This window comes from Nitrosopumilus piranensis, assembly GCF_000875775.1.
In the GTDB taxonomy this organism is placed as follows: domain Archaea; phylum Thermoproteota; class Nitrososphaeria; order Nitrososphaerales; family Nitrosopumilaceae; genus Nitrosopumilus; species Nitrosopumilus piranensis.
This window is the reverse complement of sequence record NZ_CP010868.1, coordinates 1,107,876-1,127,138: the sequence shown is the minus strand read 5'-3', so window position 1 is coordinate 1,127,138 and position 19,263 is coordinate 1,107,876. Positions and strand designations below refer to the sequence as shown.

At 33.4% G+C, this 19,263-nt stretch carries 22 protein-coding genes; 8 read left to right on the top strand and 14 right to left on the bottom strand.

The annotated features are described in order from the left end of the window. Positions 1–128: 128 nt before the first annotated feature. Positions 129–296: a hypothetical protein gene (locus NPIRD3C_RS10465; RefSeq protein ID WP_160272887.1), complete on the bottom strand. Its 168-nt coding sequence runs from the start codon at positions 294–296 to the stop codon at positions 129–131. A gap of 169 nt (positions 297–465) precedes the next feature. Here NPIRD3C_RS10465 and NPIRD3C_RS06705 point away from each other — a divergent pair, with 169 nt between their 5' ends. Then, complete coding sequence (locus NPIRD3C_RS06705) at positions 466–1,536, top strand: hypothetical protein (protein WP_148703414.1); 1,071 nt, start codon at positions 466–468, stop codon at positions 1,534–1,536. 237 nt (positions 1,537–1,773) lie between these two features. Beyond that, positions 1,774–2,022 (top strand): hypothetical protein, encoded by a 249-nt coding sequence (locus NPIRD3C_RS10885; RefSeq protein WP_237087631.1) that lies wholly within the window; start codon positions 1,774–1,776, stop codon positions 2,020–2,022. Here NPIRD3C_RS10885 and NPIRD3C_RS06695 read toward each other — a convergent pair. Then, positions 1,985–4,228: a sodium:solute symporter family transporter gene (locus tag NPIRD3C_RS06695; RefSeq protein ID WP_237087630.1), complete on the bottom strand. Its 2,244-nt coding sequence runs from the start codon at positions 4,226–4,228 to the stop codon at positions 1,985–1,987. The two genes, NPIRD3C_RS10885 and NPIRD3C_RS06695, sit on opposite strands and share 38 nt — an antisense overlap. A 176-nt stretch (positions 4,229–4,404) precedes the next feature. Between NPIRD3C_RS06695 and NPIRD3C_RS06690 the strand changes: the two genes are divergently transcribed. Beyond that, positions 4,405–4,944: a histidine kinase gene (locus NPIRD3C_RS06690; RefSeq protein ID WP_148703411.1), complete on the top strand. Its 540-nt coding sequence runs from the start codon at positions 4,405–4,407 to the stop codon at positions 4,942–4,944. 10 nt (positions 4,945–4,954) lie between these two features. Here the strand turns inward: NPIRD3C_RS06690 and NPIRD3C_RS06685 are convergent, their stop codons facing one another. Next, complete coding sequence (locus NPIRD3C_RS06685; RefSeq protein ID WP_148703410.1) at positions 4,955–5,806, bottom strand: ParB/RepB/Spo0J family partition protein; 852 nt, start codon at positions 5,804–5,806, stop codon at positions 4,955–4,957. Between the two features lie 266 nt (positions 5,807–6,072). Between NPIRD3C_RS06685 and NPIRD3C_RS06680 the strand changes: the two genes are divergently transcribed. After that, positions 6,073–6,285: a hypothetical protein gene (locus NPIRD3C_RS06680; protein ID WP_148703409.1), complete on the top strand. Its 213-nt coding sequence runs from the start codon at positions 6,073–6,075 to the stop codon at positions 6,283–6,285. A 38-nt stretch (positions 6,286–6,323) separates the two neighbouring features. On the opposite strand, the gene bioA is transcribed toward NPIRD3C_RS06680, so the two are convergent. Then, positions 6,324–7,637, bottom strand: a complete 1,314-nt coding sequence (gene bioA / locus NPIRD3C_RS06675; RefSeq protein ID WP_148703408.1) for an adenosylmethionine--8-amino-7-oxononanoate transaminase — start codon at positions 7,635–7,637, stop codon at positions 6,324–6,326. Between the two features lie 73 nt (positions 7,638–7,710). Between bioA and bioD the strand changes: the two genes are divergently transcribed. After that, positions 7,711–8,394 carry a dethiobiotin synthase gene (gene bioD, locus NPIRD3C_RS06670; protein ID WP_148704162.1) on the top strand — a complete coding sequence of 228 codons (684 nt, stop codon included), beginning with the start codon at positions 7,711–7,713 and terminating at the stop codon, positions 8,392–8,394. Here the strand turns inward: bioD and NPIRD3C_RS06665 are convergent, their stop codons facing one another. Next, entirely contained in the window at positions 8,395–8,790 is a 396-nt protein-coding gene (locus tag NPIRD3C_RS06665; protein ID WP_148703407.1) for a winged helix-turn-helix transcriptional regulator, read from the bottom strand. Between the two features lie 104 nt (positions 8,791–8,894). Between NPIRD3C_RS06665 and NPIRD3C_RS06660 the strand changes: the two genes are divergently transcribed. Beyond that, positions 8,895–9,758, top strand: a complete 864-nt coding sequence (locus NPIRD3C_RS06660; protein ID WP_148703406.1) for a prohibitin family protein — start codon at positions 8,895–8,897, stop codon at positions 9,756–9,758. Positions 9,759–9,777: 19 nt separating this feature from the next. Here NPIRD3C_RS06660 and NPIRD3C_RS06655 read toward each other — a convergent pair whose 3' ends face one another. The 5 genes from NPIRD3C_RS06655 to NPIRD3C_RS06635 all read right to left on the bottom strand — a co-directional run bounded on the left by NPIRD3C_RS06655 (position 9,778) and on the right by NPIRD3C_RS06635 (position 13,616). Further along, positions 9,778–10,062, bottom strand: coding sequence for a hypothetical protein (locus tag NPIRD3C_RS06655; RefSeq protein ID WP_148703405.1), 285 nt, complete (start codon positions 10,060–10,062; stop codon positions 9,778–9,780). Between the two features lie 41 nt (positions 10,063–10,103). Further along, on the bottom strand, positions 10,104–10,652 hold the full coding sequence (locus NPIRD3C_RS06650) for a hypothetical protein (RefSeq protein WP_148703404.1): 549 nt from the start codon (positions 10,650–10,652) through the stop codon (positions 10,104–10,106). Continuing rightward, a complete protein-coding gene (locus tag NPIRD3C_RS06645) occupies positions 10,652–12,046 on the bottom strand; it encodes a hydroxymethylglutaryl-CoA synthase family protein (RefSeq protein WP_148703403.1) in 1,395 nt (464 codons plus the stop codon). The genes NPIRD3C_RS06650 and NPIRD3C_RS06645 overlap by 1 nt, the downstream gene beginning before the upstream one ends. A 107-nt stretch (positions 12,047–12,153) precedes the next feature. Continuing rightward, the gene (locus NPIRD3C_RS06640) at positions 12,154–12,864 is read right to left on the bottom strand and encodes a DsbA family protein (protein WP_148703402.1); all 711 of its coding nucleotides are present in this window, start codon (positions 12,862–12,864) and stop codon (positions 12,154–12,156) included. 38 nt (positions 12,865–12,902) lie between these two features. Then, positions 12,903–13,616, bottom strand: coding sequence for a hypothetical protein (locus NPIRD3C_RS06635; protein WP_182126995.1), 714 nt, complete (start codon positions 13,614–13,616; stop codon positions 12,903–12,905). A gap of 127 nt (positions 13,617–13,743) precedes the next feature. Between NPIRD3C_RS06635 and NPIRD3C_RS06630 the strand changes: the two genes are divergently transcribed. Further along, positions 13,744–14,793, top strand: a complete 1,050-nt coding sequence (locus NPIRD3C_RS06630; protein ID WP_148703400.1) for a type II glyceraldehyde-3-phosphate dehydrogenase — start codon at positions 13,744–13,746, stop codon at positions 14,791–14,793. Here the strand turns inward: NPIRD3C_RS06630 and NPIRD3C_RS06625 are convergent. Together NPIRD3C_RS06625 and thrC are read right to left on the bottom strand one after the other, a co-directional pair. Continuing rightward, positions 14,790–16,049 (bottom strand): hemolysin family protein, encoded by a 1,260-nt coding sequence (locus tag NPIRD3C_RS06625; RefSeq protein WP_148703399.1) that lies wholly within the window; start codon positions 16,047–16,049, stop codon positions 14,790–14,792. The genes NPIRD3C_RS06630 and NPIRD3C_RS06625 overlap by 4 nt on opposite strands. A 145-nt stretch (positions 16,050–16,194) precedes the next feature. Further along, on the bottom strand, positions 16,195–17,532 hold the full coding sequence (thrC, locus tag NPIRD3C_RS06620) for a threonine synthase (protein WP_148703398.1): 1,338 nt from the start codon (positions 17,530–17,532) through the stop codon (positions 16,195–16,197). Positions 17,533–17,636: 104 nt separating this feature from the next. Between thrC and NPIRD3C_RS06615 the strand changes: the two genes are divergently transcribed. Then, the gene (locus NPIRD3C_RS06615) at positions 17,637–18,011 is read left to right on the top strand and encodes a hypothetical protein (RefSeq protein ID WP_237087629.1); all 375 of its coding nucleotides are present in this window, start codon (positions 17,637–17,639) and stop codon (positions 18,009–18,011) included. Positions 18,012–18,306: 295 nt separating this feature from the next. On the opposite strand, the gene NPIRD3C_RS06610 is transcribed toward NPIRD3C_RS06615, so the two are convergent. After that, on the bottom strand, positions 18,307–18,630 hold the full coding sequence (locus tag NPIRD3C_RS06610) for a hypothetical protein (RefSeq protein ID WP_148703397.1): 324 nt from the start codon (positions 18,628–18,630) through the stop codon (positions 18,307–18,309). 55 nt (positions 18,631–18,685) lie between these two features. Further along, positions 18,686–19,135 (bottom strand): hypothetical protein, encoded by a 450-nt coding sequence (locus NPIRD3C_RS06605; RefSeq protein WP_425338882.1) that lies wholly within the window; start codon positions 19,133–19,135, stop codon positions 18,686–18,688. Positions 19,136–19,263: the final 128 nt, after the last annotated feature.

Below are 19,263 nucleotides of genomic sequence, written 5' to 3'. Positions count from 1 at the left end.
CCGACACATCCAATCCTAGGAATAGTGAAGAGATGAAATTTCTAATTGAACAAATCAGATCTTAAACAAGTCTAAACATCACTTTGAAAAACAATTGAAAATTATTAGAAATTTTAAAAAATATTAGATTATTTTTTTGATTTTCTCTCCTTTGCAATCCACTCAGGAATAATTATTGCGCGAATAAATTCTTGAGTTGTAATTCCTCGTTTTGAGGCAAGTTTTTTTATTTTTTGATAAACTGAATTATCTATTGTCATTAAAAATGGAGTTGTTTTTTTTGAGGTATTTACCACAGAGATACTTGTAAAACAATTTTAAAATATTTTTCAATATAAAAAAATAGTAATAGATATTGATATGTTGTTTTAGATATATAGTCGACGTCGACTAGACATGTTTTGTGTTATTTAACCAGCAAAATCTGTTTCAAACATAACTAACAAATTTTTCTAATTACCTTCAATGACATATAACAAAATCAAAATCAGCATGTTCATAGCTATACTATCAGTATCTTTGACATCTATTGAATTTACACAATCATTTGCTCAAGAAACTTTTAGTCAAGAAGACATACGTCAAAAGGCAATTAAAGAGCAAACAAGTTTATTCTCAAGTAATGCCCAACTAGGAGAAAAAATTCCTGTTGAGGGGTTTGATAGAATTATTTCAGAAAGAGATCCAGGTATAGGACATGAAAATCATCAACTAGCAGTAATCATCCCCATTAGCGAAAAAGAGTATACAGGGACTTTATACTATTCTGCATCTGAACCTGTACAATTAGTCTCACTTAGAGGTCCACTAGAACCAGGAGAAGATAAAGGTAAATTCATTTGGACAACAGATGGAGAAACACATTATGAAATAACTCTAGTAAACGAGTACACTACAACTGGCCAGTGGAGTTTTGTCGGTAATGCTTTGGCACTACACACTTTCAAAAACAGTCCATTTGTTGTAGATTACAAAGTAGACTATGAGGAGGTCAAATCTACAAGAATGATGCCACGAAACAGTCTAAATGATATCAATATCATAACCGAATTTAGCTTTGATTCAGAAACTATACAAATCAATAGTTTTGATGTGTATCAACATGTATCTGGATTTAACAGAGAAACACCAGTTGTAAATCTACAAGGAATGGTAGGAATTGACAAAAGTATTCTATATAGAGCTGCAGATGAAGAGTTTAATCGAGGAACAGGTCCATTTGGTGCAGAACATAAATTCTCAGAATTTGGAATGTCCATATACCTAGAACAAGGAGATCTTCCAATTAGAAAGATGACATACAGAGAGTGTGACATTACAAACTATACAATAGATACTCTAAATGACAAAGACTATAGTTATAATAAAGCATCAGTCTTTGTACTGGTCGATAATTTTGAGATAACATGTACGGGAATGCAACCATATCACTATGAATATCAAAAATACATTGACGAATACGGAGTGGAGGCAGTCATGAAGATGCACAATATGAAGATGAGTCCAAAAACATACAAAGATTATGGTATAGATTAATGAGTTAGTCTAGGTCAAAAAATTTTTCTTTTTAATAAATTTTTTTATGCAATAAAAGAGTATTTTCATAATATCATATTTTAATTATTGATTCAAATTTATTTTAACATTGAAATTAATAATTTCAAACAAACAAAAAAAATTCAGTTTTGTAAAAGTCATGAGAAAGATTTTGATATATTGTATAAAATTGCTAAAGATTCTATCATACAAAGAAAAAAACAAGGTTTAGACCAATTGATAATAGTATGTGGTTTTCATGTAGTAAATGAGATTAGAAAAAAATCCCCTGTAGAAAAAATTAAAAACAATCTAACCAAGGAATTCTCAAGACATTACAGTATTATTCATATGCTCAAAGATACCAAGAAGTTTTCAATTGAGGCAAAGATAGATGATTTTCCAAAAAAAATTCTTAGCTTTTCATCAAAAGACAAAGATTTTATTCCTATTCCGATAGAACAACAGATTTGGAAGTTAACTTGAGTACCTTTTGTGTAACATGACCCAAATCTGAAGTGGACTTTCCTATTCCCTTTTTGCCCATAATTATCACATCAATTTTGAGTTTGTCAGCAAGTTCGGAAATCTTTTGGGCAGGATCCCCCAGTTTTACAATTCTCTTATAGTCACTAATATTTTTGGGGACAACAACACTTCTTAGAATCAGTCGGCCTTCTTCTTGAATTTGCTCTGATAATGCTTCATCAATATTTTCTTCATTTTCATCAGTCCATTCTATCACATGAAGTAGGTATATCCTAACCTTTGCTGCACCTCTAAACAAATAATTTGCTTGATACAATGCCTTAAGTGATCTTGCAGAACCGTCAACTGGGACTAGGATTTTCATTATTGGTAGATCATATTTAGAGTCTTGAGAATCATCAAACTCTTCATTTTGATTCATTTGTGCTTTATGGAAAATCTCAGTAATGTTTCTTCTAGCCTCAATTAATGGTAAAAAGATGATTATTCCTGCTGCCGAAAATGCCCAAGTTATAGCAAGCCAAACCCATAGGTGGAATGACTGTTCTTCAAAAACAAACTCTGTTAGATAAAAAGAGGTAGGCCAAACAATAACAAGAAATACTGAAATTGAGAATCCAATTCTTTTACAAAATCTCAAAGAACGTTGAAGGAATTCTTCATCAGTATCTCGTCTTAGCATAGAACGAACCTTATCATCTACAACCAGAATTTTTTGTTTCATTATTTGGAAATCAAAGTTTTCAGATTTTATCAAACTACCAACAATTGTGATTCCCAAACTGACAAGGATTGAAACAACATTTCCAATCAAAAGTGGAATTAAATTCCCTGTTGAAGCAAGTGTGATTTCTCCATAGATAGAATTTGCTACAAAGATCCATGAGAAAACACCACATGCCAATCCAATTACTGCAGCAGATGTGGCAGCAAATTTGTTGGTCTTTTTCCACAATAATGCAAAGGAGATCGGAGCAACTGCAGACCCTATCAGAACACCCATCATCAGATAGACATATTGTAAACTAAATCCAGAATGAAATAGGAGAGATGCTAAAACACCCATTCCAATCCCAAATCCTAAGATGGTAAATCGAGATATTCTAATCAATTCTCTACCGGTAGCAGAAGGTTTCAGATAGGTACGAAATACATCATACGTGATAAGAGATGACACACTTACTAATTGAGAAGACCCCGCAGCAGTAACTGCTGTAAATATTATTGTAAGAATTAGAACGGCTCCAAGATCACCCATTAGATTTGTGGCTGTAGTGGGGGCAACAAGACCCAACTCTATCTCATTTTCATTTAGAACGACGCCAGTAGCAATTGCCGCTAGACCAAGAGTAGTAGCCAGTGTAAATGGGATGGCAAACCAGGCCAAACCACCTATAATGAATCCGCCAGTAGCAGCCCGTGGTCGTGATGCAATTGCTCGTTGCCAATATGATTGATCAACAAAAACAGTTCCAAAGTTTCCAACAATGTTGATGATGCCAAATATCAGAGCACCAATTGATGCCAATGTCAGATATGTTCCAAATACATTACCTTCTACAGGATTTAAAATAGATGCTTGACGGAGTTTTTCATACATTCCAGAAATTCCCCCAATTTCAGGGGTAGCAAAATAGATAACAGTTACAAAAATCAAAACCACAACAAAGATGAATGCTGCATTAAGATATTCTGCAAAAAATGTTGCTTTAAGACCTCCCCCAATAGTGTATAGGATTATTCCAACAGGAATTAGAAATGCGGCTATAGTAATATCTACTCCAGTAAGCGAGTGGATTACTGCAGCACCGCCTAAAACAAGCATCGCAGTAACAATTGTGTTAGTCATTAATGCAAAAGATAAGAAAATCTTGTGAGAATGTTTTCCATATCTAACATAGATCATCTCAGGAAAAGTGTGAGTCATTGGCGCCTTTCTTTTTAGTTCAATTGCAAGAATTGAAAACAAGATAACCTGAATACTGGCACCTGCTGCATACCAAAACGACCCTCCCAATCCAAACTCATAGGTCACAGTAGAAGATTGAAGTAAAGTTGCAGCCCATGTCCATGCAGATACTATAGATGATGCAATTAATCCCGTTTTGATTGTTCGTCCAGCAGTATAAAACCACTCAGAGGTTTTTCTAGTTCCAAGCCATTTTGTTTCGGCCTTGACCATCAGTATGACTGATAATGCCATTATCAATCCAACTCCTATCAGTACAACATATCCTACGTTTTCAGGTAATATAGAGACCAGTAGAATAGTATCAAAAAAACAGGTATTAAAATAGAATTAAAACAGTCAAAAAATTTCTTCCCTAAAATACAGATTTAGAAAATTTGTTAAATAGTTGATTTGTGGGATTATGCATAATGGTGGATAGGGTTGATGAACTTATAATTTCAGCGCTTTCCCAAAACTCAAAACAAGATGTATTTGAGATATGGGATTATCTAAAAGGTTTCAACTATGATTTAGCAGAAGAAGAGATCGAATCTAGAATAACAAAACTTGAGGAAGATGAAATTATTAAGGGATATACAATCAAAGTAGATGTAAAGAAAATTCCACATAGAGTTGTTCGAGTAGATCTTGTTACATTTAGAACATCACAAGCACTTCCAAAACGTCTAGTAGGTTTGAAAAAATATCTTAATGATGCGCCATTTGTATTATTTTCAGGTAGGACACGTGGTGGATATGATTGGATCACAGTAAAATCATTTTTGTCAAATGAGATGGCAGATGAGGAAAATGACATCTATAGAAATCTATTTGGAGATATTATTCAAACTTATGAGGTCTATGACTTTGTTCCACAGACAGAAGCATCAATTTATGCTCTGACATACACTGAAGATGAATACAAAAAATTCCTCAAAGAATGGGCGCCGCCATTTATTGGATCATAAAATAACAAAATTATTTTGAAAATTTCTTTTTAAATTTAATAGTTTCATCTATCATTGAATGAGTTTTCAATCTGAGACCCATCAAAAATTTGATCATCTCTACTCTTTGTTTTGGATCAATACCATGTGCATCTTCAATCAAATCATCAATTCTTGAAAGAGTGATTTTAAGTGCAAGGTTACTTTTATTTACCAGATTAAGGGTTTTAGAATTCTTGTTAGGACTTGGTTTGTAAAGTTCGGTTTCTTCTTTGGTCTTCTTTTTCATGATTCTGATCTGTTTTACTGTAAGCTTATTACCTACAATTTCATCTACAAACTCGCTTTTCATAGACGCATCAACGTTTGTGAGTTCTAATGCCTGACTGACACTCAAATCATTGTGAACAATCTTTTCTCTCACATCATCAGGGAGTTTTAGAAGTTGCATTCTATGAGATACATATTCTTCACTTTTTCCAATTTTTTTCCCTAGTTCGCTTACGCCCCCCCAGCCATACTCATTTACGTATTTTTGGTATGCCTCGGCTTCCTCAATTGGGTCCATTGATTTTCTTTGAATATTTTCAGTTAGTTGGATTTCATATGCTTGTTTGTCAGACAAATCTCTAATTTTACTAGGAATAAATCTCCAACGCATTGATTTACATGCAGAAAACCTTCTATGACCTGCAACAATCTCAAATCCATGATCAAGAGGTCTGATCACAATTGGCTGAAGTAATCCATGTTCTTTAATGCTAGATTTGAGGTTTACAAGTTCTGAGGAATTTGATGGGAGTTTGTATCTAACTGGGAATTTAGATGGTCTGATCATTCGAATTTCAATAGGTTCTACAAGAGAATTATCAATTACTTCCACTTACAACCCCCACCATACCCAATAAGATAGAGGAAATATAGTATTTAGGCATTAATAGAAAACATAGATAATAAAATTCATTTTTTTAGATTGATTTGTAAGAAATTTGATATAATTCCAAAGTATATTAAAAAAATTGTAATTCAATCAATTTATTTTTCTATCAGCAATAGATTCACAAAACAATACGTTTGCAAGCATTAGTTTGTATCTGTAAAGGTCAGTATCTCAAAAAAGTAAAAATAGTTTTGTTATGAAAATCAGGTATGAAACATGTGATAATTTTTGTAATTGTATCAATTCTCTTAATCCCCGGAATTATTTCAATAGTAGAAGCACACCCACATGCTACAGTTGAACTAACAGATTCTCATTCACATATTTTGGCAGATGAGAAATTCCATGATGATTTCTGGATTCATACATTTGATCAAGTCATATTTTCAATGACTGATTTTTTCAATAGTTTGTTTAGATAGAATCTTAAAAGATTTGAAACGATCTAGGGGGTTAGCAGTCAGATTACTTGAGACCTTGCACTCAGAATAGTCTTAATTGTACACTTTAGGAGTAAATCAAGTTCTTTTTCAGATATTGCCAGGGGTGGAACAAGCATGACTATATTCCCAAGGGTTCTTAGATAGATTCCGTTCTTTTTGCCTTCTTCATAGAATATTTTATTGATTGATTTTTTGGGATGAATTGGGATCTTTTTCTTTTTATCAGTGACTAGTTCTATTCCCATTAACATTCCTTTGTGTCTGATATCTCCAACAATATCAATTTCAGAAATTTCCTTGTAGTATTTTTCAAATATTTTGGATGTTTTCTGAATTTTTTTAATCAATTTGTTTTTGTGATACATTTTGATATTTTCATTTGCAACTGATGCTGCAAGTGGGTTTCCAGTGTATGTGTGACCATGAAAGAGATGCTTCCAATCATTGAATTCTCCTGAGAATGAATCATAGACTTTTTTGTTTGCAAGTGTTGCAGCCATGGTAAGATAACCCCCTGTTAACATTTTTCCATATGCTACAATATCTGGAGTGGATTTTTGCTCTTCATGCTGAGTCATAGAACCTAATCTGCCAAATCCTGTTGCAATCTCATCTAAGACCAACAATACATCATATTTTTTACATAATTGACTAATCTTTTTTTGAAATTCTTTTGGATAAATTATGACTCCCCCAGCTACCTGTGCACCACTTTCCATTACAAATGCTGCAATGTTTTTATTTTTTGAAAACTTTTTTTCAATTTTTTCAAGACATTCATTTTGATAATCAGAAAACGTATATTCTTTTGGCAGTCGATATTTGTTTGGAACTGGAAATTGTATTGTTTTGAATAATTGTTTTTTGAATTTCCCAAAAAATTCTGGCACATATCCTACTGCCATCGCGCCAAAGGTATCTCCATGGTATCCGTTTTCTAGTGTTGCAATCTCTGTTCTTTTCTCTCCAATGTTTTTCCAATACTGTAACGCCATTTTGATTGAAATTTCCATTGCTGATGATCCATTATCTGAAAAAAACACTTTGTGCATTCCATGGGAGATTTTGACTAGATTGTCTGCTAATTTCTCTGCAGGCTCATTTGTGATGTTGAACATTGATGAATGCTGCAGTTTTTTGCTCTGATTTGTGATTGCCTTGACTAGTTGAGGGTTTGAATGTCCCCAAACATTACACCACATAGAGGCTACGGCATCTATCATTTTGTTGCCTTTGGAATCTATTAGCCACATTCCTTTGGCTTTGGTAATTTTATCAAAAGAATCCCATTCAGTCATCTGGGTATTTGGGTGCCAAACATAACTTTTCATTTGATTTTCTATGATGTCAGATCTTAATAATTAACCGATGAATTAATCAATGGATACATCTAAAAATATTTTGTTGAAATCTCTCTTTATTGCAGGAACTGATACAGATGTTGGAAAAACCTACATCACAGCAGGGCTTGCTGTAGTGCTGCGCAAAATGGGTGTGGATGTTGGTGTGATGAAACCATTTGCTGCAGGAGATGCTCAAAAAAAAGGCTACAAATCCGAAGATGTTGAAATTTTATCTAGTGCTGCCCAAACATGTGATCCTGAAAATTTGGTAAACCCTCAATTCTTTTTAATTCCTGCATCACCCTATACTGCTTGGAAGAAACTAAAAATAAAACCCAAAGTTTCTACAGTTTTATCTAGTTTCAAAAAATTATCAAAACTTCACAAAGTGATTCTAGTTGAAGGTATGGGGGGTATCATGACTCCTATTCTCAAAGACTATTACATTACAAATTTGATAAAAGAGATGAAAATTCCAACAGTAATTGTCACACGTAGTAAAATTGGAACTGTTAATCACACTGTAATGACAGTAAAGATGTGTGAAAAGTACAAAATCCCAATCAAGGGAATAATCATTAATGACTTTGAAAGTGGCTATCCAATCAAAGACTTGACAAGGGATTTGCAAAATCTTACAGGAATCAAAGTATTGGGTTCTATTCCATTTATCCAAGACATGAGTGATGCATCTTTGAATCAAATCTTCAAAAAGAATATTGATTTGAAATTGCTATTAAAATAACTATGAATAATATTCTTTGAATCCTTTATCTGTGGAGTATAACTCAATTTTTGGACCAAACATTCCTTGTTTTTCTACTACCTTGATGAGGCCTTTTTGCTCTAACTCTTGTAAAATTGAATCAAGTACTTTGGTTTCAATCTGGGTGTTTTTTTGAATTTTATCAAATGTATTGGCACCTTGATGCATTATTCCAAGAACTTGCATTTCTTTTGTTTGTGATTTTAATGATTCTTGTTTTGGTCTCCATTCAGTACTTTGTTCTGTTTGTGTTTCTTTAGTTTTATATCCATCAGTCTTCTCCCTTCGTTTTGAAATTAATCTTGGAATGATTCTAGATAGGGGTATGGCCAAAAATAATACCAAATAAAACCAAGAATAGTTTGGATCTGCCATAGACTACATTTGTATTCTTGTGATAAATTTGTTCATTTTTGGTGTTTTAATGCGATTTGTGATTTTACAGATGGTATAAAAGGAGTAGATGTCTAGTGTAATGGTTGTCAAAATACCAATCTCCAAAAATGTCAGTTAACATTAATGCTGCCAAAGGTGTTGTAATTGGAATTATCATTCTAATCCTCATAGGTGTTGTAGCAACCGCATCTGTAAAGATAGTGGATTCCGGTCATAGAGGAGTATTATTACACTGGAATGCAGTTGATCTTACACAACCGCCTCTTGATGAAGGATTGCATTTTGTAGTCCCTTTTCAAGATGAAGTAGTTAACATTGAAGTTCGTACTCTAAAGTATGCAAGTGATGCCCGAAGTGCATCAAGAGATTTACAAACAGTAGAAACAACAGTTACCGTCAATTATCACCCTGATAAGGAAAGTGTACATAGATTATACAAGAATTTAGGGCTTGATTATGAAAATAGAGTAATCCAACCTGCAATTGAGGAGACAGTAAAACAAGTAACTGCAAAATATAATGCTGAAGAACTAATTACAAAAAGACCTCTTGTTAAACAAGATATTGAAGCTGCAATCACAGAAAGATTAAACCAATTTAATGTTGTAACAGATGTAATTTCAATTACAGATTTTGAATTCTCACCATTATTTGCTCAAGCCATTGAATCCAAAGTAGAAGCTGAGCAAAACGCTCTAAGAGCAGAGAATGATTTGCGAAGAATTGAAGTAGAGGCAAGACAACGTGAAGCAAATGCAATTGGTCTTGCTAATGCAAATATTGCAGAAGCCAAAGGTGAAGCTGAAGCAATTGCAATTATCAACAAAGCACTTTCTGAAAATCCAAACTATTTGGAATGGCTAAAGACACAAGCTTGGGATGGAAGATTACCTCTAGTAGTTGGTGAAGGTGGAACTCCATTTATCCAGATACCTATGCAACCATAGTGTTTCAAAATTAGTTGTTTTATTTTTCTCTAAGCACATCGTACATGGCTAGGAACTGGTCTGGTTCTTTTTGCCTATAGTATTTTTCCAAATTTAGAATCTCTTTGTGTGATTTTTTCTCATCTTTTTGCTCATAATACTCTTTGATGATTTGAGATGGTGTCTTTTTGATATTGTATCTTTTAAGGGTCTGATTGACTGATCTTTTACATAGAAAATCATACATGGCATATCTATACACCAAGTAAGCACTCAATCCCGCCACCGCAACTATAACTATTGGAATTATGATAACTGATGCCATAACTTTTGTATGTTTTTTTGATATTTATTCTCTTTTTAATCTTACACTCGTAAAATTTTGAATTTGTTTGCCCCACCCACATTACTAAACTGAGCAATCTCAAAAATTATCTTTGAAAAAGAGGAATCTTGTTTGGATAAAACAAATGTCTTCTTGTCTAGTTTTATGTTTTCAGATAGAACTATCCAAATATTTTCTTTGATTGGTTGAATTTTTTCTAACTGTTCTATTTTTTCTTCAATGATTCTTTTGTCCGAATACTTTGGAATACAAATTAGCAGAGCCATTTTTGGATCTTTTTCTAGTGTCTTGATATCGGGAATTATGATATCTAATTCAATTCCTTGACACTCTATTTTTCTTTGACTATTCAGCAACGCATTAGTCAACAAATAATGAAGAAGTCCTGTTGCAAGTACTCCAACTGCTACATCTTTTTTATCCATTAAAATTATTTTATCATAGCAATGTTGAATTATTTCATTAATGACAACATCAAATTTCTTTTTAGAGATTAATTCTGGTATTGTTTGTGAGTTTTTGATATAATCAAATAGGTAATCCTTGATTGGATTTGATTCTTCATCCATTATTCATTGTAGATGTAACGTCTTTCGCCTTTGGATTCAGTTTCTTTATTTACATCAACTAGAATAAATTCTTTCTTTGAATGTAGCATGGAGTCTTCAGGTGATAATTTGTTCTCATGAAGTTCTTCGTATTCTTCCCAGGTTAGTTTTCGTCTATCTCCAATTTCTGCCTCCAAGTTCATGTTTTTCACAATCTCTTCGTATTCAGGTTGAATTACACCACTAAACACCATGGCACTACTTCCACTACCATATGATCCAAATCCTACTCTCTTTCCTTCCAATTTGATTCCTTTTTGATATTCAAATTCAAGACTGCTCCTAAACCCTAGGTATAGTGATGCTGTATACAAATTACCAATCATACTTGATGCAATTAATGAACTTGCAAGTTTTGATTCATAGACTTCTTGATACTCTGGTGTTTTAGTAAATAGTTTAGTAAATTCATGATCTTTTGCCATAAACTCCTCATCACCTAACACTGATTCTATGGTTCCTCTAGGATCTTTTGGAATTGGCTCTTCTATTCCAATTTCTTGCAGAATTTTTTTCCATCTTGGGAGTTGACGCCATTCATGTCTTACTAGGTATGCTAATGCTTTCTTTCCCATGTTGCTATATGGCAAGTGCATGTTAATGTAATCCATATGGTCTAGTATTGTTTCTCCTGGTTCTATGTTGATTAGTTTTGATGAGATTACTTTTTTCTTGTATGCTTCAAGTGCTTTTCTTACTTGAATCATGTATAACATGTTGGAATATTGTCCATGAACAATTGGTGTCTCTTTTCCAAAGGGTCTGTAAAAGTCATATTCATCTTTAATTGATGTTGATGTTACTCTAGGATCAAATGCTAATAATCTTGGTTTGTCATTTAGAAGCATTACCATTGCTCCTGCACCTTGTGTCATTTCTCCACTGGAGCCCATATCATATTTTGCAATATCAGACACTACAACAAGTGCGTGTTTTCCTTCAGCTTCTCCTGCTCTAATCCAATTTGTATTGTCATACAATGCATATGAGCCACTTACACATGCAAATTTTGTTTCCACTCCTCCACAGTGCTCAAATGCGCCTTGACCATAAACTTGTTCGAGCATTCCAATAACAAAAGAGTTCATTGCCTTTGATTCATCAAATGATGATTCAGTTGATACGTATAATCGACCTATATCTTCTGGTGATAGTTTGTTTTTTTGCATGATCTTCAAACATGCATTTGCTGCCAAAATTGCTGGGTCTTGATTGGCATCGACTATTGCCATCTGAGATACTCCAAGACCTTTTTGTAATTTTACTGGGTCTAGTCCTCTAGCTTTTGCAAAATCTGCTGCGTCAATGTATAGTCTAGGTATGTATATTGCAATGTCATCAATTCCCGCTGCCATAAGCTTGCGTCCGATATTTCATTAATAAGGTTATTGTGTAAATTCTATCTAACTAGGAAGGGAATTTTGATACTTTTTTTTAACTTTATTCGTAAATTGATCGCAAATTATTTTATTTTTTTTAATTCAATTTCAAAAATATTTTCAAATGTTGAATATGGTTGTGCTCCAAACAATCGGGTAACTTTTCCATCAGGTCCAATCACAAAAAATGCTGGAGTTCCAGTTAATTCAAGCGATCTTGCATCATCATTGCTTGCAACTATTGTTTGTGAATGTTTTCCACTAATCATGCATTCAGACCACAAATCAATATCTAATCCAATCTCTTGTGCAAATTTGAGCAAGTTTTCTGATGATGCCCATCCATTATTTTCTCCAGTCCAATTAGAATACAAGATATCATGGTATTCCCAAAACATTCCTTGATCATTTGCACAATGTGCTCCATGAGATGCATTAATTGAATCGGGTCCTATAATGTTGAAATCTTTGAAGATCATGCGAACTTTACCTGTTTCTACATAATTTTTCAAGATATCTCCTTCAGTTGAATGAAAAAAGACATTGCAAAAATGGCATTGGTAGTCTCCAAACTCTACTAATATTACTGGTGCACTAGAATCTCCTAATATTGAAGAACCGTTCTCCAAAAATGTACTCATTGTAATCTTTGCTGGTCCTTCTGGTTGTACATTAGGTGTGGGTTCAATTACTAATTCATGCTCATTAGCAACTTGATCAAATCCAAGAAACACAACAACTAGTACAGCTGCAGATATTCCTGCACCTATTGCCAAAGATGGACCATGTATCAATAATTTTTGAAATTATTTATATCATTTAGTCTTTTGCGCTATGGAGAACTCCCATGTTCCGGTACTGCACCTAATGTGAAAATCTGTAATATTTTAGATGATTTTGAATCTTGGTCTTCAGCATTAATTGTTACCGTTAATGTTTCTCTAGGATATCTTTCAGGGATATAAAATTCTGTTTCAAAAAGTCCTTTGTTGTTCGTAAATCCTGTAGATGAATGAAATTTTTTACCGTCTTCATCTAAAACAATTACCTCAATACTTGTATTTGCTAGAAATCCATAATTGAGATTAAAATCATTTAGTTTGTTTTGTGTTGGATCATATACTTTGATGTCTACATGTGCAGTTTTTTGTGAATGAACTCTTTGTGTGTACTGGACCAGAATCTGCAAATTATCTTCTTTTTCTAATTCATCTTTTTGTGGGAGCGTTTCCTCAAATGACAGTTTTACAAATTTTCCTCCCACAAAAATTATTCCATGAGTTTGAATATCGTCGTTTAAAATTTTAGAATATGTTATGTATGGAAATCCTTCCAAGGTCTGTCCTGAAATCCGAATTATTTTACCATTGAAAAATTCTCTAACGGTAATTTCATTACTTATTTGAAATTTATTTTCGTTTGTGTGTAGCGTGCCTGTTTTCATAAATGATACTTCTGTTAGTGGATCTACTTCTGCAAAAGCTGTAGTTATTGAGAAAAACCCAAACATTAATGAAAAAATCCCCATGAGTAAATAATGATTCATGATTTTGACTGTATGAATACGCTAAAAAGAATTTTTATCAAATTATACTAGTTTTTGTTCTTTTTGCTAGAGGCTACTATCTGTTAGATATCAATACCTAAAAAAACGGGATAATTTGTGATAATGTGTGAAGAATGTATTTGTTAATGGATATGGATCCATTGGTAGTAGAATTACTGCCTTTCTAAAAGATGATCCAGAAATCTCTGTTGTTGGAGTTGGAAAATATTCTCCTGATGAAGATGTCAACGTTGCTATTTCTAGAGGCCTTGATGTTTATGTACCTGAAAGTAAAGTAGATGATTTCAAAGATTTTAAAATTTCTGGTTCAATTGAATCGGCATTAGACAAATCTGATCTTGTAGTTGATGCTGCACCTGGCGGTCATGGTTTTAAAAATAAAAAAAATCTGTATGAGCCACGTAACATTTCTGCAATTTACCAGGGTGGGGAATCCACTATGGGAGATAATGCTGTTTCTGATTTATTGTTTAACTCTCGTGCAAATTATGATCTTGCAATAGGAAAAAACCATGTCATGCAGGGAAGTTGTAATGTTACTGGAATGGGTAGAATTTTAGAACCTTTAAGAGAAAAATTTGGAGACAGTATTATTCGCTTTGATGTAACACTTGTGCGAAGATGGGCAGACATTGAACAAACTGAAAAGAAACTTTCTGACACTATTGAAATGACTGAAAAACCTCATCACGGAGATGATGTGAAGTTGTATTTTGGCAAAGATGCCCCTCTTTATGTTAGAGCAATCAAAGTACCAACAAGACAGATGCATCTGCATATTATGGATGTTAGATTCAATGGAACTGCCCCAAAGCATTCTGAAATTCATGAACTTTTTACAAATGAGTTTGGGGTCGCAACATTATGGACTGCAAAAGGCACAAAAGATGTTAGAGATTATGCTCAAAACATGGGCTTCAATTTTACTGATACAAACATGATTCATATTCATGCCAATATGACTACCTCAATTGGAGATACAGTTCAAATGATGTATTCTGATGATCAAACAGGAATTGTTATTCCTGAAAATCATATGTTAATGCAGGCAATGTTATTTGAAAAATCATATTCTGAGGCATTTGCACATACTGAATCTATATTCCATATGACTGAAAAGAAACAAAAATTACAAGAGCACTTTAAAAAATTCTAATTTTTTTCACGCATTCGTTCTATTCTAACTTCTGTGGGTAGATTTTTTACAACTTTATCTACAATGATTTTCAAATTATTCAACTCCACTTTGTCACCTGAACGAGGAATGTCTTGTAATTCATGATGTAACAATCCATTTAATGTTGAATAGTCATCTCCTTCAGGAATATCTGACTTGAAATATTCATTAATTTGTTCTATTTGAATATCTCCACTTACAATTAAGGTATTTTTATCTACAACCCGAATGTTTTTCTTTATTTCTGCATCTGTTTCATCTTCAATCTCCCCTACAATCTCTTCAATCAAATCTTCTAGTGTTACTAGTCCCTCAACGCCTCCATGTTCATCAATTACAATGGCCATGTGTGTTTTCCTTCCCTTCATCTCTTTTAGTAATGCACTGACCATTTTTTCTTGTGACGCAAAGACTGGCTCTCTTGAGATTTCTTTTAATGTAACCATTTTGTTTTCTGATTCTAATTCTCTCAAAACATCTCTAACATGAATAAATCCTATAATGTCGTCATTAGTCTCGCCATAAATTGGAAATCTAGAATGTGTACTTTTATTAATTAATGGTAATGCATCAAAAATCAACATTTTTGCTGGAAGTACAAACATCTTTGTTCTTGGTGTCATTACTGATCTGATAACGGTATCATCAAAGTTTAGTGCACTATGAACCAAATCCCTTTCTGTTTTCTCTAATGCATCATCTTTGAATCCTTGATCAATAATTCCTTTAATCTCCTTTTCTGTTAAAGCAGGGGGGTGATAATCGCTACCAGTAATTTTTATCATTCCTCGTGTTATTTTTTCTAAAATCCAAACAACAGGATATGTTGCATAACTAAAGAAAATCAATATTCCACTTGTTCTTAATGCTACTTTTGAGGCATTAGCATTACAGTATGTTTTTGGAGTAACTTCACCAAAAATAATAATTAAAAATGTCATAATCCCAACAGCAATTCCTAAACCCTCGTCTCCAAAAATTTTTATGGCAACAACCGTTGCTAATGCAGACGACCCAACATTTACTAAATTATTGCCTAGATTAACAGAGGACATCATCCATCCTGGATTTGATTTTAATTTGTAAAGTGCTTTAGAGCCACGTTTTTTTTCTTTAAGTAAACGTTCAACTGTCGCTTGACTAGTTCCCACTAATGCAACTTCTAATCCACTAAAAAAACCTGAGAGGCCAATTAATCCTGCAAGTGCTGCTAACTCCATCCAAAGTTCTACCATTTCTTTCTCCTGAAAATTAAATTAGAACAACTATAACGGTCATTCATTTTATGTGTCAAACACCATCTCTTGGTTACCATCATTTTGTTGTTCTTGGATTTAACTCTTGATATTGAGCATTTGTTATTTTGCAGATGATCTGAGGCTAGCTTTTTGGAGGTATGGCAAATTTGTTTTCTGGATTTTTGTGGTAATCAACTGGAAGCATTGCATCTTTTTGTCTACCTGTAAGAATACCTACTACTGTATCGTCTTTTTTGATGATTTCCTCATCCATCAATTTTTTAATTCCTACTACTGATGCCCCCGATGCCATCTCACAATCAAACCCATTTAATCCTACTACGGACATTCCATCAAGCATTTCTGAATCTGAAACCGTAGTTGCAACTCCATTTGTAAATTCTAATGCTCGAAGTCCTTTCAAAATATTTGCGGGTCTTCCAATTTGAATTGCAGTGGCTTTAGTTTTGGGACGTATTCCTTCTTTATCCAAATGATCATAATATTTTGTGATTAAATCCGTATTTGGTTTACCCTTATTCCACCTTAATTCCTCTCCTTCGAATTTACCATTATACAAATCAGATAGTGTACTTGCGCCTTCAGAATTGATTACTGCAATTCTTGGAATTTTTTTAATCCATCCCCATTCATAGAGTTCCATTAATGCTTTCCCACAACTCGAAGTATTTCCAAGTGCTCCGCCAGGATAGACAATCCAATCAGGGGATTCCCAGTTGAGATACTCTAATGCCCTAAATGGAATTGTTTTTTGTCCTTCGATTCTAAATGGATTAATGGAATTTACTGTGTATCCTTCATGGTTTTGAGCATCTTCTAATGATTGTTTTAAGGCATCATCAAAATTTCCATCAACTTCTATAATTTGAGCTCCAAATTGATATGCTTGACTAAGCTTCCCTGGCGCAATTTGACCTGCTGGTATGTACACATCACAATTAATTCCTTCATTTGCTGCAAACATCCCTGCCGAAGCTGATGTGTTTCCAGTTGACGCACAAACAATTTTCTTTGCACCGATCATCTTAGCATGTGTTACTGCAGTAGACATTCCGTTATCTTTGAATGAACCACTTGGATTGTATCCTTCTGGTTGTAGCCATAAATTATTACTTGAAATTCCAACAAATTCAGCAGCCTTTGACATTTGGTATGGTTTTGACTGTCTTCCTTCAGCCCCATCTAATGATACTAAGTACTTTGAGCATTCATCAATATTTTCTGTATCAATTTGACAAAAATTTAGTAATTCTCTGAATCGCCAAACCCCACTTTCATTAAAAATACTTCCTTGTGGATTTCGTCGATTAGAAAAGACATCTTTTAGATTTGTGGATGGTGTTTTTTTGTATTTTACATCTAGCAAGTGACCTTTATCACATTGTACATTTGTGCTCTCAATTGGATATTCTAATCCGCATTGTGGATCAATACATTTGAGATAAGCGTCTCCCTGCATAGTCATTACGAAAAATTAATGATAATTTAAAGCAAATGTGTAATTTTTAGACAAGTCAAGCTATTTTTCCTAAACTTTAGATTAGATGTATTTGGAAAATAATTGTGACCACATATAATGAATATTTGAAAAGTATTCTATCCCAAATTCTTGAATCATATGATCATCTATCTGAGATTCAGGAAAAACCTGGAGATCTGGATGTTATTAAAAAAGAATTACTCAAAATTAGCGGATTTCTAAAAGTAATCTCAAATAAGATTGATGAAAGTAAAATACATCATTCGGATTTTAAACCTTTGAAATTAAAATTTAAACATTATTTAACAAATTATTCATTTGAGCAAGAAATTGAAACTATGGCTCCACTCTATCATGAGGATCTGCATAGGGTGAAAAATATGCGATTAAAGATTTTAGAGTCACTAGAAGAAAATAAAATGATGGCAGATGTTAAGGAGTTGTTAGAGAAGGTTTGAGTGAAAAAAAATGTGTCTTGTGTGGGTGTAAGGATCATAAATTATTTGGTTGTAATAGACATATGTCAAAAAACTGCAGTTGTTATAAAGAAGAAAGTTAATTTTTAAAATTATTTTCGTTTAGGTCCAGATCTTTCATGGAAATTCAAACAGCATTTACATTCTTTTTCAAGACATTCTGACTCAGAATGATGACCACAAATCCCACATTCACAACTTCCAGACATGTTGTTTGTAGTCTTATTTAGAATATATTTTATCCCCCAAATTTTTATGAGTTTAAGGTCAAATGAGATTATTTTTTAGATTTGGATTTTGATTTCTTTCCTGTAGATTCTTTCCCTTCTAACTCTTTTTCAATTTCTTCAGCTTTGCTATCTACTGCCTTGATAATCTCTTGAATTAATCCGTCAAGGTCACTATCTTCTGCATCAGGCTCTACGGTTGCGGCAATTTCATTAATTGTGTTTGAAATCTCAGCACTAACATCCTCGAAGCTTTCAGGATCCTCATATGCTGCATTATAGAGATTTTTGAGGTTGTTTACATGTCCTACTACTTGATCTGTAATCACAATCCGGTAATCGGTTCCATTTACCTCGAATTCTTTTGAACTCATACCATTTTTCGAATTCTTATCTTTATAATGTTTTTCAGAGAAAAATAATGAATTTTTAGAATACGATATAATCTAGTGCTGAAGCATCACTAATCAATCTTGTATGTTTTGAACCTACAACATAGCCATTTTTAATGTCGCTAGCAGGGATCCATCTATTAGTAGATGTATAATGTCTTTTTTCTTGTAATTCTCTTTCAATTGCCTCAACATCAAACTCCCCTTCTTCAACTTCTTGTGTTGTGAGATGTTTTATTGTTACAAGAATTTTAGTTACTTTGACTCTGTCTCCAAACTTCCATTTTGATGGTGGCGTTTCATCAGATACTTCTAACACTTTGATTTTCATCTGCTTATTTCCAAATGCATCGTGACTGATCAATATTTTTTCATCAGTGAATTCCTCAAAACTGATTCTGGAATTTACTTCTGCATCAGAAACGGTTTCCAAAAGTGCTGCTGAATTCAACTCAGAGGTTGGTTTTTCATCATAACTTGTATTGATATTGATTTCGGGTAGTTCTGGTTCTGTATTGGACTTTGGTATGTATTTCTCCTCAGATTCAGGTATTTTTTCAGTTGGGATATCGACTTTTTCTGTAACTACCTCTTCAGGTTTTGGAGGATTTTTGA

What these genes read in the sequence shown, in the direction of transcription:
- NPIRD3C_RS06655 (WP_148703405.1), bottom strand. Translation starts at nt 10,062, where the DNA reads ATGGCATCAGTTATCATAATTCCAATAGTTATAGTTGCGGTGGCGGGA.
- NPIRD3C_RS06635 (WP_182126995.1), bottom strand. Translation starts at nt 13,616, where the DNA reads ATGAATCATTATTTACTCATGGGGATTTTTTCATTAATGTTTGGGTTT.
- NPIRD3C_RS06680 (WP_148703409.1), top strand. Translation starts at nt 6,073, where the DNA reads ATGAAACATGTGATAATTTTTGTAATTGTATCAATTCTCTTAATCCCC.
- thrC (WP_148703398.1), bottom strand. Translation starts at nt 17,532, where the DNA reads ATGCAGGGAGACGCTTATCTCAAATGTATTGATCCACAATGCGGATTA.
- NPIRD3C_RS06645 (WP_148703403.1), bottom strand. Translation starts at nt 12,046, where the DNA reads ATGGCAGCGGGAATTGATGACATTGCAATATACATACCTAGACTATAC.
- NPIRD3C_RS06665 (WP_148703407.1), bottom strand. Translation starts at nt 8,790, where the DNA reads ATGGCAGATCCAAACTATTCTTGGTTTTATTTGGTATTATTTTTGGCC.
- NPIRD3C_RS06625 (WP_148703399.1), bottom strand. Translation starts at nt 16,049, where the DNA reads ATGGTAGAACTTTGGATGGAGTTAGCAGCACTTGCAGGATTAATTGGC.
- NPIRD3C_RS06695 (WP_237087630.1), bottom strand. Translation starts at nt 4,228, where the DNA reads ATGGCATTATCAGTCATACTGATGGTCAAGGCCGAAACAAAATGGCTT.
- NPIRD3C_RS06650 (WP_148703404.1), bottom strand. Translation starts at nt 10,652, where the DNA reads ATGGATGAAGAATCAAATCCAATCAAGGATTACCTATTTGATTATATC.
- bioA (WP_148703408.1), bottom strand. Translation starts at nt 7,637, where the DNA reads ATGAAAAGTTATGTTTGGCACCCAAATACCCAGATGACTGAATGGGAT.
- NPIRD3C_RS06705 (WP_148703414.1), top strand. Translation starts at nt 466, where the DNA reads ATGACATATAACAAAATCAAAATCAGCATGTTCATAGCTATACTATCA.
- NPIRD3C_RS06610 (WP_148703397.1), bottom strand. Translation starts at nt 18,630, where the DNA reads ATGAGTTCAAAAGAATTCGAGGTAAATGGAACCGATTACCGGATTGTG.
- NPIRD3C_RS06690 (WP_148703411.1), top strand. Translation starts at nt 4,405, where the DNA reads ATGGTGGATAGGGTTGATGAACTTATAATTTCAGCGCTTTCCCAAAAC.